Genomic DNA, 20,755 nt, shown 5'->3' with positions numbered 1-20,755 from the left:
AAAGGAGCGACGCAAAAAAATGTTAATTAATTAAATTTTTGACACTTGTTTTAGGGGTTTCTTCTATGCTTCTGAATGCTCTAAAAGCACCAAATCACTTTTATAAACTTCATTTAAATATTCATTATAAGGATTATCTCTTTTATAACTGAAATATTTATCGGCTTGTTCTAAATGAGTCTTTGCGGCTTCCGTTTTGTTTTGTTCCGCATATATTTTTGCGAGTTCTATGTGAGCTTCTACCGTATACTCCGATTGGCTAAGCGCTTTTTGATGATAATTAATGGCTTCTTCGAGGTTGCCCAGTCTATACTCACAAAGTCCAAGAAACACATAAGTTTGATTGTCTACCCAGTCTTCACCTTGATTTTCAATACTTTTTTTGAAATGAATTATCGAATTTTCATAATCTTCCAGTCCAAAATAGGCTTCTCCTCTCAGGAAATCTATATCCTCTCCCCAGGGTGCGTCTACAAAATTTGGAGTTAAAGCGTCCAGCCTGTCAAAATCTTCTAAAGCCGCCTTATAATTTCTTAAAAACCTAAGTTTCATATATCCTCTATACCCCAAATGTACCTTGGGATTCAATGCTACAGCTTTGTCTAAAAGAGAAAATCCCCTCGCGTAATATCCCCTTTTATTAAAAGGTACCGATTGCTCAAAATATAATTCATCATTTTCGGGCTGCTGAAACTTTAATATTTCGAAAACCGATTGGGAAAAGAATACGCCCTGCATATGTGCCGCAAGATTGTACCGGTCTTCAAAGGGTGAGAAGAGTAAAAAAGAGATGATTACTACCGTATAGGCTGTTAATATAACTCCTAAAACTATTTTAAATATTTTGAAAAATCTTTTCATCAGGCTAGAATATATCTACAATATTGTTGTTTCTAATTTTAAAATTTAAGACATAGTAACTGTCATAAGAATTAAATTCGTTTTTTGCCGGAATCCAGTTTTCTAATTGAAGCAATGCCTTCTCTAGCTCTTTTATTTTTGCCTGATTAACTTCCATTTCCTGTAGGTCTAAATCAGTTGATTTAGCCTGAAATCTGCCTGTTTTTCCTTTACAGTTTACAATGAAGCGAAATGTGATTAAACCCGATTTTTCAAAACTCATGGCTTCTAAATCATTTAGAATATCCTGTTTTATTGCTTTTTTACCTCCTTCATAACCTGCAGTCATTCCATAATTCTGACCTATCCAGTCTTTATCACAAACCTCAAAATCACGATCGGTTTTATTATTTTCACTTAAGTCTCCAATTCTATTCGCTGTTTGATAATAAAACCATCCGGTTAATGCAGCGGCAAATAGAAAACTGGTTAATAAGAAAATGTTTGTTTTGCTTTTCAATATTTAGCTTTAAGTGGTTTGCTTATTCATTAGAATCCATAAGGAGATATTATTTTTTCAAAAAAATAACTCATCCCCAAGGCTTTAAATAAAGAATAGCTATAAAACTATTAATTTTTAAGAATTTATCAGATTTTTTATCAATAAATTCTTATTTAATCTCTTTAAGTAAGTCCTGAAGGTTTAACACGTGCGTAAACATTTCTATGGAACCATCTTCTTTAGTTGGCCATTGATCTCTAGGGCGGTCCCAATAAAGCTCCACGCCGTTACCATCAGGATCATTGAGATATAATGCTTCTGAGACACCGTGGTCACTTGCCCCGGTAAGCGGATAATCTGCTTCTCGCAATCGGTTGAAGATAAGTGCGAGGTCTTTCCTGGTAGGATAAAGAATTGCGGTATGATATAAACCTACGGTATTTTGGGAAGCAGGTGGTGCGCCCTTGCTGTGCCAGGTATTTAAACCAATATGATGATGGTAGCCGCCGGCAGAAATAAATGCAGCCTGATCCCCATAATGCATAGTGACTTCAAAACCCAGGAGATCACGGTAAAATTTTAGCGAACGCTCAAGATCTGCTACTTTAAGATGCACGTGCCCAATACGGGTTTGAGCAGGTATTTTGTAGGTATTCATTTTTTGTCTGTTTGATTAATTACTGAATGATGCTGCGAACTTACAATAGTAATAGAGGAGCAATAAAGCCGATTCTTACTTCATTTTTATTATAACTGGAAACATCAAAATTGTCTCTAGCAAAATCTGAATAATCAAAATACCGGCCAATATAAGCTAAGAAAAACCGCAGATCAATATTTTTAAACGGACTGTAATATACAGTAGGGATCATTCCATAGCTTCTTCGCATATGGTCATTGCTGGTTTTTACGTTATCGTAGGCACTGCTAGTCATTAGGGTTAATAAACCCGTGAATTTTGGATTGAAACGGTATTCTGCCCTTAACCAGTTTTCCACATATAATACATCTTCCGCTATCGATTCGTCACTGATAATGCTGGTAAGAATACCTTTAGTATCTACCTCTTCATAACTGTAGTGAAAATCATACATAAGGGTAAGATTTCGGTTTTGGTATTTGTGGCCTAAGGTGAAAAAAGTGGTTCCTCTTTTTTTTACTTCATAAGAATGACTTAAACTATAGATGGTTTGCAGTTTTCCGTCAAAAAAGCTTCCACGCCAGTTTCCAACAAAGGCTACCGGCCAATCTGGTTCCTGGATGTTTTCAGCAACTATATCCCCATAAAGATCGTCGTAATGCATGGTGCGTGAGTTTAAAACTTGTAAGCCGAATTTGTGATTTTCTAATGCCTGGTAGGTAATTCCGGCCCCGGTAACAAATGCGAGAACATTGTTGTAAACATCATTATATTCCAAAACATACAACGGACTGAACTCGTATTCATAACCGCCATAAAAAGGATTCATTTTTCCAAGCCTGATTTCAAGGGACGGGCTGGCTTTAATGTCGATAAACGCCAGCTCGATATTACTACCTAATCGATCTAGAGTTTGGACATCGCTATTTTTATTAAAGCGGTTTCTAAAAGTGAAATGCACCTTTTCGTGTAATTTCCCCGAAATTCCCAGCGCTGTAAAGCCATTTAAAAACTGAATACCATTGTAATAGTTGTCTCCACCTCTAAAGGTATATGCCTGGAAACCCATACGCATATCGAAGGTGAAATTGATATTTTTTAAGAGTTCTATCTTTTCTTTAGGAATAATAGGCTCAGGCAGGCTGTCGTTTAGTTGTGAGAATCCCATTAACGGGACTAGTAAAAACAAACTTATTAAAAATGACTTTATCATAGAGTGACAGGAATTTACAATTTAAATTTTTGTCGAATTGTTGGTAGCAGGTCACCAATAAGTTCGTTTAGTTCAACAAGGATTTTTAGTATCCTTATAAATTTACTGAAATTTTATTGAAAAAATTTAGAAGCTACATCCTACCCCGAAAAACAGTAAATTCCAGTAAATGATCAAGATATTATAAGGTAAATGTGACCCTTAATTTTTTTTTCTCAATTTTATATTTCTTCAGAATAAAAAAGAATGGCTAAGTTCTAATTAGCATATTGAATAGTTGTTGTTTGTACTCGTACCATGCGCTATTTGAAGCAAAGGCAATGGCTGTAACTGTTGCCATTTTACTGGTTGAGTTCTTGATTTTTTCAAGTACCAAGAACCAATTCAAGTAATTCTGTAAGTATTTTGTAGCTACCCCATTGAAAGAATCCATGAACTTTCTCAATCTCATATCCATATTGTTTACATTCTGGACATGGTACACCTTATCTACGGTTCGCTGTCCCTTTGAGGTGTTGAACTTTTTATGGGCAATTGTGTTGGCTTTTGCAAAAGCACCATAACTTCTATGGCTGTCGCTGCAGAGTACGTCAGCTTTATCAAGTTTCCCTTTAAGTATTCTATTCAGATCCTCTTTACTGATACGACCTCTTGTGGCCACTTTAAAGTCTTTGTTTCCAGATCTATCACAAGTTGCCACTACAGCTACTTTTTCATCACTTATGCCTGCTTTGCTTGCTTTTTCTCCTCGCATTTTCGGTTTTCTACCTAAATGACGTCCTCCTTTTTCTGAGTAGGCAAAGAACAGGTCATCGCTTTCGACTATGCCCTGAAACTCTTCTACCGAAACACTGGAAAATGACGTGAGCAATTTATGTCTCCAATCAAAGGACGTTTGAATTGATATCTCCGTCTCTTCTGCACTTTTCCTGATACTGTAGCCCGACAACAAACAGTATAAATACCGATTTAACTTCTCTTTCTTTTTTATATTATACCAAAACTTACCTGTGGTCTCACTGAAATTCTTCTTACAGCCATTGCAAACATAGCGTTGAACGCCTTTGAGCTTGCCATTGGCACGAACACGCTTTTCTGAGCAATGAGGACAGGTAACTGCTTTTGCCTCGTTGCTGTCCTTTACTTCACTTTCTTGCAAAGACAATGATAGCAACGAAGCCACTATCTCTTGTTGAACAGTCGCTGGACTATTAACGAAAAAATCCCTGAAATCTGAAGGTATCATATCTATATAGTTTTACACAAATATAAGACATATTCATCTTAGAACAAAGCTAAAAGAATTTAACCTCTAATTCTCTAAAACCCCGGCCTCTTTTAACAACTTCAACACTTCCTCTTTAGGCAAAGCTTTTATAGTTCTGCCTTTAAAACCAGTGGTGGTTTCAGCCATAAAAATAGAATTTAAGATGGCTTCTTCGGTGGCTTCAATGGTGGCCATAAATAGCGGCGACATTAAATCGTTTGGTACAATTTCCTGTTTCAAAGTCTCTGTTTCTATTTTATACTGAACTCTCACAGCTTCCGCAGTAGAAAAAGCGATCACATAATCGCCGCTGCCGTTTGAAGCAATTCCTCCTGTTTTTGCGAGCCCCAGGAAGGCACGTTTTGCCAGGCGCTCAAGGTTTCGATTGTTCAATGGAGCATCGGTAGCTATTATCATCATACAGGAACCGTCTACATTATTCAGCAGATTATTGCTGAAACTATAATTCCCGAGCTTTTGACCAACCGGGACGCCGCCAATTTGCAAAACCCCACCAAAATTACTTTGCACCAAAACGCCTAAAGTATAACCGCCCAGGCTTTTGGGAAGTTCTCGGGAAGAAGTTCCAATTCCACCTTTATAACCAAATGCAATTGTACCGGTTCCGGCCCCAACATTTCCTTCTGGCACTTTACCGTTTTTCGCATTTTGAATCACAGAAATTACATCTTCGTTTTTTACGTGTTGCCCGCGAATATCGTTTAAATACCCATCGTTGGTTTCGCCCACTACCGCGTTTACCGAGCGCACATCCTCATTTCCGGACAGGTTCAGCGTATATTTTATTACTGCGTCCATGGCAGTTGGAACATTTAAAGTATTGGTAAGAATTATTGGAGTTTCAAGATTGCCGAGTTCGTTAATTTGGGTGCTGCCGGCAAGTTTTCCGAAGCCATTACCCACAAAAACCGCTGCGGGTACTTTCTGCTGAAAAATATTTCCGCCGTGCGGAAGAATAGCCGTTACACCCGTCCGGACCGAATCGCCTTTCACCAAAGTGGTATGACCAACTTTTACGCCCCTCACATCGGTAATCGCGTTTAGCGCTCCTCTTTCCATCACGCCAATTTTCAGCGGAATTTCTTCCACACGTTGCTGTGCATTTAGCAAATTCAACATAAAAAATAGGAGGGAAGTGAGGAGGATGTAATTTTTCATTGATAAAATATTGGTGCTAAGGCTTTAGTTTCGGGAAGATACAAAATACTTAAAAAAGCTGGGTGAGAATTTTAAGCATTAAGCTTTAACACGCTGTAGTTCAAATTATAGATTGTATCTTTGCACCCGCTTTTAAGAAGCTGTATAATTATTTTTTAGACGTCATCCTGAACTTGTTTCAGGATCTAATTTGTTCATAATCAAATTATATTAGAAGCTGAACCAAGTTCAGCTTGACGAACCGAAGACATGTAGACGCAGCTTTGAAAATTAGAATTATATGAGGACGAAGTCGATAAAAAAGAACCGTATTAATGTAGTAACCCTTGGTTGCAGCAAGAACGTGTATGATAGTGAGGTGTTGATGGGGCAGCTGAAAGGTAACAATAAAGACGTGGTGCACGAGCAGGACGGGAATATTGTGGTGATTAATACCTGCGGATTTATAGACAACGCCAAGGAAGAATCGGTGAATACCATTTTAGAATTTGTAGAACAAAAACAGCAGGGTGAAGTAGATAAAGTTTTTGTTACCGGATGTTTAAGCGAGCGTTACAAGCCCGATCTTCAAAAGGAAATTCCCGATGTAGACCAGTATTTTGGTACTACAGAGCTTCCCGGCTTGTTAAAAGCGCTGGAAGCCGATTATAAACACGAATTGCTTGGTGAGCGTCTAACAACTACACCAAAAAATTACGCTTACCTTAAAATAGCCGAAGGTTGCGACAGGCCCTGTTCTTTTTGCGCTATTCCACTGATGCGTGGCGGGCATAAGTCGACTCCAATTGAAGATCTGGTAAAAGAAGCAAAAAACCTTGCGGCCAACGGCGTAAAGGAATTGATACTTATCGCGCAGGATCTTACTTACTATGGACTCGACCTTTATAAAAAAAGAAATCTTGCCGAATTGCTGGAAAACCTGGCTAAGGTAGAAGGTATTGAGTGGATTCGTTTGCATTATGCATTCCCAACCGGTTTCCCCATGGATGTGTTGGATGTGATGAAGCGTGAACCAAAGGTTTGTAATTATATAGATATTCCGTTACAGCATATCAATACTGAATTGTTGAAATCTATGCGTCGCGGAACTACCAGCGAGAAAACTACAAAATTGCTTAGGGATTTCAGGAAATATGTTCCTGAAATGGCTATCAGAACTACACTTATTGTAGGTTATCCCGGGGAAACCGAAGAACAGTTTGAAGAAATGAAAACCTGGGTAGAGGAGATGCGTTTTGAGCGTTTAGGTTGTTTTACCTATTCTCACGAAGAAAATACCCACGCCTACAATTTGGAAGACGATGTACCGCAAGACGTGAAACAAGATCGTGCTAACCAGATTATGGAAATTCAGAGCCAGATTTCCTGGGAATTGAACCAGGAAAAAATCGGGCAGGTTTTTAAAGTAGTGATCGATAGAAAAGAAGGGAATTATTTTGTTGGAAGAACCGAGTTTGATTCTCCCGATGTAGATAACGAAGTTTTAATCGATGCAAGTTCTATTTACTTAAAAACCGGGGAATTCTACGAAGTGAAAGTTACCGACGCCGCCGATTTTGATCTTTATGCTGAGCCAATACACGCCGCACCGAAACCGGTTAGGAAAGAGTTGAAGGTTAAAACTGTGTAAAAGTTGTATACTGTAGTTTGTAAAATGTATACTGGCGTAGTTTAATCGCTGTATTGGTAGAAAATTCCCTGCGGAAAAGGTGTCCATAAACAAGCCTGAAGTCCGGCGTTTTTTAATGCGGAATTTGTCCAGGTATTACAGGTTTTAAAAAGGCTGAAAGAAGTTTTGGATAAATAAAATGCATCGCTTCGGTAATAATGTAAATCTTGTACCGGCTGAATTTTTCCTGATTTTTTAATATTTACCGTTTCTAAAATATATTCTGTCAGTTTTATATATTGATCTTCTGAAACCGAAATTTTAACCAGGTTATCAGAGAATGTTACTTTTTGGTAAAAGCGAGTATGCAGTGCGCTTTGCGATTTTAAAAATAGTGCTTTAAAAGCAACACTTAGTTTTAAATCTTCCCATTGCGGTGTGTTTCTATAAAAATTAAGATCGCCCCATCCAAAACCGATAAATTCCGAATTTTTTGGTTGCGCCAAAGTATGCTCAGGTTTAAAAATACTATCCCAACTAATGATTTTAGTATTTACCGGGAGCAAAATATCGGTATGCATATCCTGTTTATAAAGATAGATTTCCATTTCGGCACTTTTAGATTCGGAATTAGAATTCACAGGAATTATAGATCCAATTAAAGCAAAAAGCAGGTAAATGACCGGGGGCACAATCAGGATTAAAAGGAATTTTATGAGATAGCGTAAACCTTGTTTCATGCTATTAAGGTATTGATTTTAGCTGAAATTTTAACTTATTGATTATTAGAGTTCCTATACCTACAAGGTTTTGAAAACCTTGCAGGACGCTTTTTAAAGTTTCCCTCCTCCGCGAGGAGGGAAATGAATTCTGCGAAGGAGAAGAAAGGGGTGGTGTTTATAGTTTATGATTGTCCGTAAACAATCCTAAGCTTGTTTTTGTCACCTTGAGCGCAGTCGAAAGGTCTAACAAAAACGTCTCGACTGCGCTCGACGTGACATATAAAGCTAAATTTTATAATTAGGACACTATACGGATATACAATTATTGTTAAAATCTCAAATTCAAATTTCAAAATATTTATTATCTTTTTTCCAATATCTTAAAAGCTATGCCACGAATTTCAAAAAAATCCAGCTTTTTCCGAAGCAACTATTTTTATATTACCGGAAGTATTTGGGGTATAGCCTTTTAATGATCATTTTTAAGGTATATGATGTGATGTCTTATGGTTATACAATTATCGGACTTACTTATGCCTGTGTAGGCTATTTTAAGAAAGATTTGCCCTTAGAATTTATAGCCTGGGATGAAGAAAAAATTGAGATTAGCGAATGGCAACAAAGCACAAGGTCTTATAATTGGTCAACTATTGACGGTATTAATGTCTCCCCATCTAACCTGACTATAAAATCGGGGCCGGCCGATGGGACTATGGTGGATCTTAAAGGCTACACTGAAGCCGATATTGAAAAATTAAAAAGCGAATTGATTTTTGCGCAAACTTTGGCCAGCGCTTAACATGAAAAAGATAGAAAAAAAATAAGTTTCTTTAAAAGAAACCTCAATTATATCTTTGCGGTTTTTTGGGTTTTAATGGGTTTTTCATTTTACCTAACTGCAGACCGCGGCAGGTATTTAATTCCCGTTTTGTATGTGATTTCCGGTTCTCTATATGCTTTTCTCGCCTATAAGCAAAGCGGAAGAAACACTGAATATATCACCTGGGACGACGAAAAATTGATCGTTGCAAGATTACATCAAAAACCAAAAACCTACCATTTTACTCCGGAAGTAAATATTCATTTAAGCAACTATCACTTGATTATAAAGGCACCAAAAGCTACCGGTGATATGGTGGAACTTAAAGGATTTACTGAAGAAGATCTAGACTTACTTCGGGAGAAGTTCGCGAAACCAGCCGTTGCTTAATTTTTAATTTCCGAAATTAGTTTAAAGTCAACGCTATCAGCTTCGTTTAATTTATATTGAAAAATTGCTTCGCCGGCTATGTGACCGTCTTCATATGCTGCCCAGATAAAGCGTTGATTTAGAATTTCAGAATCTACAAATCGCATGGTGCCACCTAAAACAGATTTTTCAGGGATAAGTTGTGAATTTCGTTCTAAAGATTCTACTATAAAAGTTTCAGGGTTTTGCAGTGTGTCAAAATCTTCAGTAAAAACTATGGGATTTCGACTTTTTAATAATCGCAATTCTTTTTCCAGAGAATCATTTTCAATCTTTAAACTGGTGAGATCAGCTTCAAGCGTATCTATGCGCAAATTTGTCTTTTCCTTTTCAGCCTCGTTAGTGCAGCTAAGTAACAAAGCCAGGGCGGGGAGTAGTAATATCTTTTTCATACGACTGAATTAATTCAATTAAGTTCCAAAAAATGAGAAGGAATTCATAAAATCAACAAAGAATTCCAAAACATTCCTATCTACTATCTTTTACAATTCCTGCATTACTAAATAGGTGGTGTAGCCTAGATAAAATACGAGTAAAATTAAGGCTTCCCAGCGGTCCAGCCTTTTACGTTTTCCGGTGAACATCGCTAAAAGTAGAAAAAGAGTACCACCGGCAAGAATATAAAGATCCTGGTTGAAATTCAGGTTGAAATCAATAGGTTTTATAAGCGAGGCGGTGGAAAGGATGAGGAAAATATTAAAAATATTAGAACCAATAATATTTCCCACAGCAATATCAGCATTCTTTTTTGCAGCGGCTACTATAGAAGTTGCTAATTCAGGAAGGGAAGTTCCTGCAGCTACTACCGTAAGTCCAATAATTTTCTGACTAATTCCCATACTTTCGGCAATGTCTATAGCGTTGTTTACTACCAATTGACCACCCAAAACCAATCCTGCCAAACCGCCAATGATAAAAATGGTAGTTTTTAAAGGAGACAGCAGTTTGATATTATCATCTTCGGCTACATCATCATTTTTAAGTTGTTTGTACACATAAAAAAGGAAAGCCAGGAAACAGAAAAGTAAAATAAATCCGTCTAAAGTACCTAAAATACTGGTTTTACCGGAAAAAATAACCTGGTCATTTACCATCATAAAAAGAATAATTACGGCAATAAGCGAAATAGGAATTTCTTTCCACGCAGTACTGGATTGCACCGCTAACGGAGTGATGAGCCCGGTAATTCCCAGGATTATAAAGAGGTTGAAGTTATTACTACCTATCACATTTCCAAAAACAATATCTGAATACCCATCGGCAGCGGCAAAGGTATTTACTACCAATTCGGGTGCCGATGTTCCAAAAGCCACAATTGTTAATCCGATGGCCAGGTTAGAAATATTGAATTTTTTCGCCAGGGCAGAAGCGCCTTCAACCATGTAGTTGGCTCCAAAAATAAGGACTACGAGGCCCAGCACAAGTAAAATAACAGGCAGTATCATTATTCTTTAGTTTCGTTTAATAAAACAGGTTTTCCTAAACCAAGCTCTTCCAGTTTTTTCATTTGTGTCTCGGCATCTCCAACAATTAAAAAATACATTTTTTCAGGATTAATATATTTCTCTGCTAGCTCACGAATATCCAGAACGGTAAGCTCATTCACCATTTTTTCCCGTTGCTTTATATAATTGTGATCCCTGCCAAAAGTGCTGATTTCACTTAGCATGTCGAGTTTTGAATTTAGGGTCTCAAACTTCCTGGCGTTACTTTTTATCATAAATCCGCGGGTGACTTCCATATCTTCCCCGTCAAAATTTTGAGGATATTCCTCAATAATTTCTTTAATTAATTTTACGGCATCGTAGGTAATATTTGTTCTTACTCCGCTGTAAATTAGAAATGTACCCTTGTTCTTACCGGCACTAAATCCTGAGCGAATTCCATAGGTATAACCTTTTCCTTCTCGTAATTCCTGGGTGAGCTGCGAGGCAAAGCCTCCGCCACCTAAACGGTAATTCATCACTTCGGCAGTATAAAAATCATCATCGGTAGCGGCCAGGGCAGGAGCGCCAAATCTTATAACCGATTGTTTTGCGCCGGGAACATCATAAAAGTAAATCTGTGATTTCTCCGGAAGTTGGGGTTGAGCAACTTCAGGCATTTTAACCGATTTAGGAGGCCAGGCAACCGAGAGTCCACGAATTCCTTTTATCGCTTCTTCTTTTTCAATAGCTCCTGCAACGTGAAAAACACTGTGTTTTGGACTGAGATTTTCTGAATAATAATTCTGAAGATCTTCTATGGTAATGTTTTTTACCGAATTCCTGGTTCCTAAATTATTTTGACCTAAAATATGATCTTCACCGTAAATAAGTTTTCTAAATTCGTTATTGGCAATATTATTTGGATCGGCTTCCTGTTGTTGAATGCTGCTAAGCGCCTGCTGTTTTACCAGTTTAAATTCGGTTGAATCCCAACGAGGTTCCAGTAATATTTCCTGAACTAAATCTATGGTTTCCCCATAATTTTTTGCCAGAGTACTTCCACTTAAAACAATTTTTTCATCCCCGGCATTTACCCGAATATCGGCACCTAATAATTGAATGGCTTCTTCCAATTCTTTAGGAGTTTTATCTTTAGTGCCTTTGGTAAGGAGATTAGCCAAAAGGTTAGAAACCCCAACTTTATTAGGATTTTCCAGTAATAACCCGCCTTCCATTTCCAGGCTGAATTTCACTAACGGAACTTCATTGTTTGTAATTCCATAAATCTTAAGTCCGGAAGGAAGGTTATTTTTCCAAATTTCCGGTACGTTTAATTCTGGTGCGCTACTATACGGCGGTTCTACACTTCGGTCAAAACTGGAAGGAGTTTTTTTGTACGAAGCATCAGTTGAAACATTCACTTCTTCTTCAGCATTTTTAACTATTTTTTCTTCTACCACTTCGGCTTCTTCTGACTTTTCTAAAGCGAGGTCAACTTGCCCTTTCGGAACAAAACTGGTCGCAACATAATGTTTTCCTTTTATATATTTTTCGTAAACCCGGCTCACGTCTTCCTTTGTAACCGCAAGGATTTTTTCTACGTCTTTATTGATGTAATTAGGATCGTTGGCAAAAATTTGATATTGAGCCAGTTGAAAGCCTTTTCCTAAAACGCTCGCAAGGCTATTATAAAATTCTGTTTCCTGTTGTGCTTTAATTCGCTTTAAATCGCGTTGCGGAATACCTTCGGCTTCAAATTCTTCAAAAACCTTAAAAATTGCAGCTTCTACTTTATCGAGATCAACATCATTATAGGCGGTAACCTGAAGCATCAACTGTCCGGCCAATTCTGAAGTATAATTGTACATTCTAACGCGATCTGTAAGTTCTTTTTCTGATACCAGGTTTTGATACAACGGCGCGTTTTTTCCCTCGCTTAAATATTTTGCCAGCACTTCTAAAGCATAGGTGTCTTCGTGGTAGGAATATACGGCCGGCCAGGCGATAGTTAGTTGCGGAAGCCGCGCAAAATTATCTTCGTAATAGAGTTTTTTGGTTTCGGAAAGTGCTACCAATTGCTTTTCTTCTCGTTCAATTTTGGGACCACGCGGTATTCCATCAAAATATTTATGAATCCATTCTTTGGCCTGCTCTTTATCAAAATCACCAGCAATACTTAATGTTACATTATTGGGCACATACCAGTTGTTATAAAACTCCTTTACATCCTGAAGCGTAGCATTTTGCAGATCTTCTAGCGAGCCAATAACCTGCCAGTTATATGGATGGTCTTCGGGATATAAATTCTTATCGATCACATACATAGTATGGCCATAAGGGCGGTTATCCACACTCTGTCTTTTTTCGTTTTTTACTACCTGTTTTTCTTTTGCAAGCACGGGTTCTGTAACTGTATTGATAAAATACCCGAGTTTGTCGGCTTCAGCCCAGATCATTTTTTCCAAAGCGTCTTTTGGTACGGTTTGAAAATAATTGGTGCGATCGCGGCTGGTAGAAGCATTGGCACCAGAGCCTCCAATTCTCGCGCTTAGTTTGTCAAGTCCGCCTTTGCCCAGGTTTTCTGATTCTAAAAATAAAAGATGCTCAAAAAGATGGGCAAAACCGGTTCGGCCTTCTTTTTCACGGGCAGAACCTACGTGTGCGGTTAATGCTACCGCTACTACGGGATCTGATTTATCTACGTGAAAAATAACGTTTAAGCCATTTTCTAAAGTGTATGTTTCAAAATCTACATTAAAATCGGTTCGTTCCTGGGAGTGGATATTTTGAGAAATTGCAAAGCCGCAAAGCAGTAAAAGTATAATTCTGAATTTCATTAAGTTCAATTTTATCAAACCAAAATTAGTGTTTATTTCGATTGTTTCAGAATTAAATCATTGGAGTCCTAAATATAGCCACGAATACACGAATATTAGGTTTTGTTATTGCGAGACCTGATTAGCGTTTGTGGTTTACTTTAAATTTTAAGCTTAAAAACCCTCAAATGAGCGTAGAATAATTTAGTGAATTTGTGGTAAGAGAAAGAGTTTCGTTAAGAAAAATACCTACGAGGTTAAAAGAAACCTCGCAGGATAATTCAATAAAATTATTCGTGCATTCGTGGCAAAAGAATTCTAATCTTTTAAAGTCTGAATTTATTATTATTCACAAAGAAAACTGAATTCGCGAAGAACAATTTCCCGTTCTCCCAGAATGCCCGGAATAAGGGATTATCTACCATATAAATAACACTTCCGCTTCCCATTCTTTCTTCACCAAAAACAAGTGAGTTTTTAAGATTTTTAATAGCAGAATTCCCTACAAAACCTGCTACGATTTCTGGTTTTTGAATAAAGGCAACGTTGTAACCTTCATCGAGCAATTTATAGCTATCGCTGCTTAATTTTAAACTCAAATAGGTGTCGCTGTAGCCAAATGCCATAGGATGCGTATTATCCAGTTTGGTTTTTATAATGCTCCCGGTAATCATATCTTTCGCCGCTTCCCGCTCTCTTTGTGCATAAGGAATTAAATTCCCTGTAGCTGTAGAATCTTTGGTTTCAGATTTGTTTTCCTTAAGGGTAAAATCGTCTTTTCCGGCAAAAGTTTTTGCAGCGCTGCCAATCGCGATAAGTTTCCCGCCATTGCTTACCCAGTCTTTTACTCGATTTAAAGCATCCTCATCTAAAATATCAGAATAATTACCTTCTGGCATTATCAGGACATCAAATTGAGTGAGGTTTATACCCTTAAAATAATCGGTGTTTATTGAAGTCAGCGGATATTTTAAGTCTTGCTCAAAAAAGTGCCAGATTTCCCCATAATTTAAAGAAGAAGTCCCTTTTCCTTTTAAAACAGCAACTTTTGGCGGATTGATAAGTTTCACTTCAGGAGAACCAAAATCGGGTCCGCTACCGGCAAAACTGGTATTTGCCGGGATAAGTTGTCGTTGATGTTTATTTGCGATTTCAACGACAGTCTCATCAAAATTTTCATTGGTTCTATTGTCACTTTTTGTGAGTATCAAACTACCACGTTCAAATTCTTTTCCTTCACTTTTAAACGGAATTTCACTAAAACGAACTTTAATATTTTCCTTTAGCAATTCAGCTAAAAACTGTGCATCCTGTAGTGCATTCCACTTAGTTACATAACCAGCTCCCGATGGGTTTGCCTTATTGGAAATTTCAGCATTTGTAGAATTTTCTTCAGAAGAAACTTCGCGGGTGCTGGCAACCGCTTCCAGACCATAAGCATAAGGTAAACTCCAGGCGGTAATATCGTAAGTTAAAGAATCGGTTAAGGTAGTGGTAGGTTCAAAAAGCACGTTTACCATTTTACCTTTTGGCTGATTTGTATTAATTACCAGGGTGTTTTCATCGGCATTAAATCTGCCTGTTTTTCCTTCTGTATAATTAAATCCGTTTAGCCTTCCAGAAGTCGCTTTTTGATACTTTATTTCGTGTTTATCCAGCAATTCTTTTAGCGAAGCGACCTTATCAGGATTTCCTTTTACCGCATAGGATTTATATTCCAGGCCTGAATTATCAAAGTATTTTTTGAATTCAGTATTTAAAGCATCAATATTTTTAGTTGCTACTTCAATAGTTGAAAGTCCGGTGGTATGGTGATGCGCTACCCGATCTTTTAGAGTAAGTTCATAACCTTCATCGGTGTTTATTCCCAATCCGGCGCGACCGTGACCGGCCTGTTCGTAAGTCATTCCAATGGCGCCCATATAAGTTGGATAGGTGTCTCCGTAACTTGGGTATAGCAAATCAAAACGCTCCTTGGTAAAAAACAACCAGCCTTCTTCATCAAAATATTTAGCGTGATTCTTCCCAATTTCGGTTTGAAATTCTCTTTGAAATGGCGTAATAATTTCGTGAAAAGGTTCTGCAGCGGGAGCAAAATAATAAGGCTCATTAATGCCCTGCTCGTGAAAATCTACGTGAATATGCGGCATCCACTGGTTGTAAATTTTGAGTCGTTGCTGGGTTTCAACCTGCGTGGCCCAGGCCCAATCACGGTTAAGATCAAATAAATAATGATTTGGTCTTCCGCCCGGCCAGGGTTCGTGATGCTCGGCTGCAGCCTGCAAAGGGTCATAAGGCTCTGCTTTTACCTGGTTATACCAATTAATATATCTATCGCGGCCATCGGGATTTACACTGGGATCTAAAATTACCACTGTATTTTCCAGCCAATCTTCTTTTTCGGTGATCAACTCATAAAGGGTTTTCATCGCAGCTTCAGTCCCGGAAGCTTCATTGCCGTGAACATTATAGCTTAACCAAACAATAGCTTTATCGGCTTTGGCTTCAGCTTCTGCAATACCGGTGTTGCCAAGATGATTATTTCTAATTTCTTCCAGGTTTCGCAAATTTTCTTCCGAAGAAATCACCGCGTAGGTAAGCGGGCGGCGTTCATTGGTTTTTCCGTAGGTATGGTATTGCACCAAAGGAGAATTTTTGGCTACCTGTTCAAAATAATTTACCACATCGGCGTGACGGGAGAATTGTTCGCCAATTTCATAACCCAGAAATTCTTCCGGACTTTGTAATTGTGCATTGATTTGTAAACCTAAAAAAAGAAAGGTGACAAAAAGTAAAGTTGATTTCATTGATTGATTTTAAATGTTGAATAAGAATCCTGATTTCTAATTACGTCACCCTGAATTTATTTCAGGGTCTGGATTTAAAATATGTTAGATGCTGAAACTAGTTCAGCATGACGTGGAAGTATAAACCACTACTACGAGTAAATATAGTATCTAACGCCAAATTAACTAAAAATTAGTGAATAAAATTCTTAACTTCGGTATCTTTACCATCCAAAAAATTGCTAATGCCAACCGAGTGTATTCCGTACAAAGAAACTAATTATTTTACCGAGCTTATTTTAGATTATCTCGATGAAAAAGAGGAGCTAAAAACTTTTTATAATCGCTTTCCAAACCTGGAGAACTTTAGGGCGCAAATAGAGGAGAAGTCGTCCTTTCCTAAAGAAAACAGGGCGATTCTGGTAAAAGCTTTAAAAGAGCAATATTCCGGGTTGGAAGTTTCAGAAGCTACGCAAAGCAATATTGAAGCGCTGCAAGAGGAAAAAACCTTTACCGTGGTAACCGGGCATCAATTGAACTTATTTACCGGACCTCTTTATTTTTTATATAAAATTGTTTCCACAATTAATCTTACCCGAAAATTAAAACAAAAATATCCTGAAAATAATTTTGTACCGGTGTATTGGATGGCCACCGAAGATCACGATTTTGAGGAGATCAATTTCTTTAATTTAAACGGAAAAAAGTTTCAGTGGGCCAATGCTCCCAAAAATGCCGAAAATGATGCGGTTGGAAATTTATCTACCGAAGGCCTGGAAGAAGTTTTTAAGCTTTTTTCAGCTGAAATAGGAGGCGGAAAAGATGCCGATTATTTAAAGGAATTGTTTAAAAAATCTTACCTGCAGCACGATAATCTTACCGATGCAACTTTATATCTCGCCAACGAACTTTTTAAGGAAGAAGGTTTGGTGATATTAGATGCGCAGCAAAAAGAACTCAAAAAACTTTTTATCCCTTATGCTGAAAATGAACTTTTAGAGCAAATTTCGCATAAAACTACCACGCAAACTACCGAAAAACTAAATGAGCTTGGGTATAATGTACAAGTGAATCCTAGAGAAATCAACCTGTTTTATTTGAATAATGGTTTGCGGGAACGTATTATTGAGAGAGATGGTGAGTATTTTGTACACGAAACCGAAATTAAATTCAGCAAGAAGGAAATTCTGAAGGAATTAAAAGAATTTCCGGAAAGATTTAGTCCAAATGTGATGCTTCGGCCTTTATACCAGGAAGTGATTTTACCTAATCTTTGTTATATTGGCGGGGGAGGAGAAATTGCCTACTGGCTGGAGTTAAAAGATTATTTTAAGGCTGAAAATGTTGTTTTTCCGGTTTTATTACTTCGGAATTCTGCTTTAATTCAGTCAGAAAAATTAGATGAGAAGCGTAGGAAACTAAATATATCACACAAAGAATTATTTCTAAAGCAGCACGAACTTATTAATAGAAAAGTGCGGCAAATTTCAAATATAGATATTGATTTTTCTGAACAGAAAGAACATTTGGTGGAGCAATTTCATCAGATGTATGACCTGGCAGAGAAAACCGATAAATCTTTTCTTGGCGCAGTAAAAGCCCAGGAAGTAAAACAATTAAAAGGACTCGATAATCTCGAAAAACGTCTTTTAAAAGCACAAAAACGAAAACTGGAAGATGAGGTAAGTAGAATTGCAGAGCTTCAAAATGAACTCTTTCCGAATAAAGGTTTACAGGAACGCCAAACCAATTTTTCGGAAATTTATACAGAATACGGCTCCGAATTGATTTCAGTATTATTAAAAGAATTAGACCCGCTACAAGCGGAATTTAAAATTTTGACTTTTGGAAAAGAATAAAATGCACACCATAGATATGGACCTGGTAGAAATGACGCTAGACGTTATGAAATATGCCATAGACCGTATCTCTAATATTACTCCCGAAATGGGAGCCCCAAAAAAAGAAGAAGAATTATTTAGAATTGTTGGTGAAACCGTTACCCCAGAGGGGATTGGCGGCGAGAACGCTTTCCAGCTTTTTCGTGATGTTTTGGTAAAAGCCACGGTGCCAATAGATCACCCAAGGCATTTGGCCTTTGTACCCGCAGCACCAACCCGGGCTGCGATTATGTTCGATTTAGTGACTTCGGCTTCCAGTATTCACGGTGCGTACTGGATGGAAGGTGCCGGCGGAATTTTTTGTGAAAACCAGGCGATGAAATGGCTGGTTTCGTTAACAGGCCTGCCAGAAGGTGCTTTTGGCGTTTTTACCAGTGGTGGTACGGCGGCAAATCTATCAGCAATGGTGGCGGCGCGAGAAGCGTGGCGTGCCCGCGATAGCCAGAATGTAGGAAAAAAAGCTTTGATGCTCACGTCTCACGGGGCGCATAGTTCTATTCAGGCTATGGCAAAAGTGATTGATGCCGATGTGGTGATGATAGATTGTGAAGAAGAAAATCTTACCGGTCGCGAATTACAGAATGGAATTAATGAATTGGAGGAAAAAGACCGAAACCGACTTTTTGCGGTAGTAGCTACAGGTGGAACCACAAATGCAGGTATTATAGATCAATTAGATACCATTGCCGATGTTTGTGAAAAAGAAAATGTATGGTTTCACGTAGACTGTGCATACGGTGGCGGTGCTTTGGCAGCTCCTTCGGTTAGGCATTTATTTAATGGAGTTGAGCGTGCCGATAGTATTACGATAGATCCGCATAAATGGTTGTTTTCTCCTTACGATTGTGGCGCAGTAATTTATAAGGATCTGGAACTTGCCAAAAACGCACATTCCCAAAAAGGCGCATACTTAGAAATTTTTAAAGATGAAGGTGCCCAGGGTTTCAACCCTGCCGATTATCAAATTCAGTTAACAAGAAGAGTGAGAGGGATGCCACTTTGGTTTTCTTTAGCAATGCACGGTACCAATAAATACAGGCAGGCCATTGAAACCGGAATTTCCCTGGCGCAAATCGCCGCTAAGAAGATTGAAAAACGTGAAAATCTTGAATTGGTAAGACCGGCAAGTTTATCGGTAGTTTTATTCCGAAGAAAAGGCTGGACTCCGGAGCAATATAAAGATTGGACCTATAAAAATCATCGTGATGGTTTGGCGCTGGTTACCCCAACCACCTGGAAGAAAGAAACCGTAGTTCGTTTTTGTTTTATTAATCCTGATACTACGGAAGAGGACATTGATATGATTCTGGATACTTTGGATTAGAATGAAAGGCTGAAGCTGAAAATCGTAATTATTTTATCTTGCTTTTTTAAAACGGATGTTTGATTTGATTTGCCCTTCATTTCTTTTGCTCGTCCAAAAGAAACGAAGCAAAGAAAAAGACGCCTTTTTCAAGGAATTTTTTGGCAAAATGCCAAAAACCGTGAATAAAACCCCGCGGAAGTCCGGTTGAAAAAACCGTCCATCCTGAATCTCGGGGTTTTATCCACATATTCTGCGAAAAAGGATTTTAAAACAAATAGTTTGAAATAAATATTAGCAAATCTTTATAGAAAGATATTGATGTGATCTTGGATACTTTGGCTTAGAATTCACCAGGTTCTTTATAACGTCATCCTGAATTTATTTCAGGATCTAGGTTTTTGATAAAAAATCTGTTAGAATCCCGAAGCAAAATCGGGATAAAGTCTGAAAAAAGTTCAGCTTGAAGGGGTTTAACCATTTTTAATAATAACTTTTTCAATCTATCTCATAATCTAACCGCATTGTAATAGATGCGGTTTTTCTTTTATCGGCGGTATTATAAGCGCCACTCCAGCTGTAATCTTCGCCGCTGTTTTGACCGGTGATTTGGAAAACGCCCATATTGGCATTTTTTAGTTCGCCTAAACTTCCACCGCTATTTTCGGCAATTCTTTCGGCTCTAACCCGGGCATCTTCGGTAGCCTTAGAAATCATTTCAATTTTTAGATCGGCTAGTTTGGTATAATAATATCTAGGTGGTGTAGAATTAAATTGAACGCCTTTATTTAATAATTCAGTAATCTCGCGCGCAACTCCTTCAACCAATTCTACATCATTAGATTCAATTTTTACATTTTGGGTAAGTTGATAACCTTGAAAAATACTACCTACATAATTTCCATTCTGGTATTGATTTTCCCGTTGTTCTGAAGTTTGCACCGAATTAAACACAATATTTTCTTCGTTAATTCCTTTTTCAATAAGGTAAGTTCGCACGGTTTCCTTGTCGCTATTTAAATCTTTGTAAGCCTGTTCAAGGTTGGGGCTCATTCGGCTAAAACTGCCTTCCCAAACAATAAGGTCTGAGGTAAAATTCTCACTTCCTGAGCCTGTAACCGAGATCACACCATCTGGATTGGCTCTACTAACGTAAGATTCGCCCAGGAACCACGCAGCAAGCACAATGGCAATGGCAAAAATAATAGCACTTATGTATTTCATTTTCAATAAAAATTTGTTCAGAATAAAGATAGAAAATAAACCCAATGGTTATTTTATTTTTGGCTCAAATTCTTACT

18 protein-coding genes are annotated in these 20,755 nt (G+C 37.9%); 5 read left to right on the top strand and 13 right to left on the bottom strand.

Annotated features, from left to right (window positions below):
• Positions 1-63: 63 nt before the first annotated feature.
• From B5488_RS06070 to B5488_RS06045, 6 genes are all read right to left on the bottom strand, one after another.
• Positions 64-861, bottom strand: a complete 798-nt coding sequence (locus B5488_RS06070) for a tetratricopeptide repeat protein (RefSeq protein ID WP_079734446.1) — start codon at positions 859-861, stop codon at positions 64-66.
• A 4-nt stretch (positions 862-865) separates the two neighbouring features.
• Positions 866-1,360 (bottom strand): hypothetical protein, encoded by a 495-nt coding sequence (locus B5488_RS06065; protein WP_079734445.1) that lies wholly within the window; start codon positions 1,358-1,360, stop codon positions 866-868.
• A 151-nt stretch (positions 1,361-1,511) separates the two neighbouring features.
• Positions 1,512-2,000: a VOC family protein gene (locus B5488_RS06060; RefSeq protein ID WP_079734444.1), complete on the bottom strand. Its 489-nt coding sequence runs from the start codon at positions 1,998-2,000 to the stop codon at positions 1,512-1,514.
• 40 nt (positions 2,001-2,040) lie between these two features.
• The gene (locus tag B5488_RS06055; protein WP_079734443.1) at positions 2,041-3,195 is read right to left on the bottom strand and encodes a porin; all 1,155 of its coding nucleotides are present in this window, start codon (positions 3,193-3,195) and stop codon (positions 2,041-2,043) included.
• Between the two features lie 250 nt (positions 3,196-3,445).
• Entirely contained in the window at positions 3,446-4,441 is a 996-nt protein-coding gene (locus tag B5488_RS06050) for an IS1595 family transposase (RefSeq protein ID WP_079733415.1), read from the bottom strand.
• A 66-nt stretch (positions 4,442-4,507) separates the two neighbouring features.
• Positions 4,508-5,641, bottom strand: a complete 1,134-nt coding sequence (locus B5488_RS06045) for a DmpA family aminopeptidase (RefSeq protein WP_079734442.1) — start codon at positions 5,639-5,641, stop codon at positions 4,508-4,510.
• A 280-nt stretch (positions 5,642-5,921) separates the two neighbouring features.
• Between B5488_RS06045 and rimO the strand changes: the two genes are divergently transcribed.
• Positions 5,922-7,271, top strand: a complete 1,350-nt coding sequence (rimO, locus tag B5488_RS06040; protein ID WP_079734441.1) for a 30S ribosomal protein S12 methylthiotransferase RimO — start codon at positions 5,922-5,924, stop codon at positions 7,269-7,271.
• Positions 7,272-7,312: 41 nt separating this feature from the next.
• Here rimO and B5488_RS06035 read toward each other — a convergent pair whose 3' ends face one another.
• A complete protein-coding gene (locus tag B5488_RS06035) occupies positions 7,313-7,990 on the bottom strand; it encodes a TIGR02117 family protein (RefSeq protein WP_079734440.1) in 678 nt (225 codons plus the stop codon).
• Positions 7,991-8,444: 454 nt separating this feature from the next.
• On the opposite strand from B5488_RS06035, the gene B5488_RS06030 reads away from it, so the two are divergent.
• Together B5488_RS06030 and B5488_RS06025 are read left to right on the top strand one after the other, a co-directional pair.
• A complete protein-coding gene (locus tag B5488_RS06030; RefSeq protein ID WP_146128780.1) occupies positions 8,445-8,771 on the top strand; it encodes a hypothetical protein in 327 nt (108 codons plus the stop codon).
• 75 nt (positions 8,772-8,846) lie between these two features.
• Complete coding sequence (locus B5488_RS06025; RefSeq protein ID WP_079734438.1) at positions 8,847-9,182, top strand: hypothetical protein; 336 nt, start codon at positions 8,847-8,849, stop codon at positions 9,180-9,182.
• Here B5488_RS06025 and B5488_RS06020 read toward each other — a convergent pair.
• From B5488_RS06020 to B5488_RS06005, 4 genes are all read right to left on the bottom strand, one after another.
• Positions 9,179-9,613: a hypothetical protein gene (locus tag B5488_RS06020; protein WP_079734437.1), complete on the bottom strand. Its 435-nt coding sequence runs from the start codon at positions 9,611-9,613 to the stop codon at positions 9,179-9,181. The two genes, B5488_RS06025 and B5488_RS06020, sit on opposite strands and share 4 nt — an antisense overlap.
• A 90-nt stretch (positions 9,614-9,703) precedes the next feature.
• A complete protein-coding gene (locus B5488_RS06015; protein WP_079734436.1) occupies positions 9,704-10,666 on the bottom strand; it encodes a calcium/sodium antiporter in 963 nt (320 codons plus the stop codon).
• On the bottom strand, positions 10,666-13,485 hold the full coding sequence (locus B5488_RS06010; protein WP_079734435.1) for a M16 family metallopeptidase: 2,820 nt from the start codon (positions 13,483-13,485) through the stop codon (positions 10,666-10,668). Before B5488_RS06010 ends, B5488_RS06015 begins: the two co-directional genes overlap by 1 nt.
• A 305-nt stretch (positions 13,486-13,790) precedes the next feature.
• Positions 13,791-16,271 (bottom strand): M14 metallopeptidase family protein, encoded by a 2,481-nt coding sequence (locus tag B5488_RS06005; RefSeq protein WP_079734434.1) that lies wholly within the window; start codon positions 16,269-16,271, stop codon positions 13,791-13,793.
• 224 nt (positions 16,272-16,495) lie between these two features.
• Here B5488_RS06005 and bshC point away from each other — a divergent pair, with 224 nt between their 5' ends.
• Both bshC and B5488_RS05995 read left to right on the top strand, forming a co-directional pair.
• Positions 16,496-18,109 (top strand): bacillithiol biosynthesis cysteine-adding enzyme BshC, encoded by a 1,614-nt coding sequence (gene bshC / locus B5488_RS06000; RefSeq protein ID WP_079734433.1) that lies wholly within the window; start codon positions 16,496-16,498, stop codon positions 18,107-18,109.
• Between the two features lies 1 nt (position 18,110).
• Positions 18,111-19,475, top strand: a complete 1,365-nt coding sequence (locus B5488_RS05995) for a pyridoxal phosphate-dependent decarboxylase family protein (protein ID WP_079736541.1) — start codon at positions 18,111-18,113, stop codon at positions 19,473-19,475.
• 76 nt (positions 19,476-19,551) lie between these two features.
• Here the strand turns inward: B5488_RS05995 and B5488_RS17845 are convergent, their stop codons facing one another.
• Together B5488_RS17845 and B5488_RS05990 are read right to left on the bottom strand one after the other, a co-directional pair.
• Entirely contained in the window at positions 19,552-19,704 is a 153-nt protein-coding gene (locus B5488_RS17845; protein ID WP_154045344.1) for a hypothetical protein, read from the bottom strand.
• Between the two features lie 248 nt (positions 19,705-19,952).
• Positions 19,953-20,678 (bottom strand): SIMPL domain-containing protein, encoded by a 726-nt coding sequence (locus B5488_RS05990; RefSeq protein ID WP_079734432.1) that lies wholly within the window; start codon positions 20,676-20,678, stop codon positions 19,953-19,955.
• Between the last annotated feature and the right edge of the window lie 77 nt (positions 20,679-20,755).

The organism is Salegentibacter salegens, from assembly GCF_900142975.1.
Taxonomy (GTDB): domain Bacteria; phylum Bacteroidota; class Bacteroidia; order Flavobacteriales; family Flavobacteriaceae; genus Salegentibacter; species Salegentibacter salegens.
Note: the sequence above shows the minus strand (reverse complement) of the source record. Positions and strands in the feature narration are given on the sequence as shown.

What these genes read in the sequence shown, in the direction of transcription:
- B5488_RS06070 (WP_079734446.1), bottom strand. Translation starts at nt 861, where the DNA reads ATGAAAAGATTTTTCAAAATATTTAAAATAGTTTTAGGAGTTATATTA.
- B5488_RS06060 (WP_079734444.1), bottom strand. Translation starts at nt 2,000, where the DNA reads ATGAATACCTACAAAATACCTGCTCAAACCCGTATTGGGCACGTGCAT.
- B5488_RS06055 (WP_079734443.1), bottom strand. Translation starts at nt 3,195, where the DNA reads ATGATAAAGTCATTTTTAATAAGTTTGTTTTTACTAGTCCCGTTAATG.
- B5488_RS06050 (WP_079733415.1), bottom strand. Translation starts at nt 4,441, where the DNA reads ATGATACCTTCAGATTTCAGGGATTTTTTCGTTAATAGTCCAGCGACT.
- B5488_RS06045 (WP_079734442.1), bottom strand. Translation starts at nt 5,641, where the DNA reads ATGAAAAATTACATCCTCCTCACTTCCCTCCTATTTTTTATGTTGAAT.
- rimO (WP_079734441.1), top strand. Translation starts at nt 5,922, where the DNA reads ATGAGGACGAAGTCGATAAAAAAGAACCGTATTAATGTAGTAACCCTT.
- B5488_RS06035 (WP_079734440.1), bottom strand. Translation starts at nt 7,990, where the DNA reads ATGAAACAAGGTTTACGCTATCTCATAAAATTCCTTTTAATCCTGATT.
- B5488_RS06030 (WP_146128780.1), top strand. Translation starts at nt 8,445, where the DNA reads ATGATCATTTTTAAGGTATATGATGTGATGTCTTATGGTTATACAATT.
- B5488_RS06025 (WP_079734438.1), top strand. Translation starts at nt 8,847, where the DNA reads ATGGGTTTTTCATTTTACCTAACTGCAGACCGCGGCAGGTATTTAATT.
- B5488_RS06020 (WP_079734437.1), bottom strand. Translation starts at nt 9,613, where the DNA reads ATGAAAAAGATATTACTACTCCCCGCCCTGGCTTTGTTACTTAGCTGC.
- B5488_RS06015 (WP_079734436.1), bottom strand. Translation starts at nt 10,666, where the DNA reads ATGATACTGCCTGTTATTTTACTTGTGCTGGGCCTCGTAGTCCTTATT.
- B5488_RS06010 (WP_079734435.1), bottom strand. Translation starts at nt 13,485, where the DNA reads ATGAAATTCAGAATTATACTTTTACTGCTTTGCGGCTTTGCAATTTCT.
- B5488_RS06005 (WP_079734434.1), bottom strand. Translation starts at nt 16,271, where the DNA reads ATGAAATCAACTTTACTTTTTGTCACCTTTCTTTTTTTAGGTTTACAA.
- bshC (WP_079734433.1), top strand. Translation starts at nt 16,496, where the DNA reads ATGCCAACCGAGTGTATTCCGTACAAAGAAACTAATTATTTTACCGAG.
- B5488_RS05995 (WP_079736541.1), top strand. Translation starts at nt 18,111, where the DNA reads ATGCACACCATAGATATGGACCTGGTAGAAATGACGCTAGACGTTATG.
- B5488_RS17845 (WP_154045344.1), bottom strand. Translation starts at nt 19,704, where the DNA reads ATGTGGATAAAACCCCGAGATTCAGGATGGACGGTTTTTTCAACCGGA.
- B5488_RS05990 (WP_079734432.1), bottom strand. Translation starts at nt 20,678, where the DNA reads ATGAAATACATAAGTGCTATTATTTTTGCCATTGCCATTGTGCTTGCT.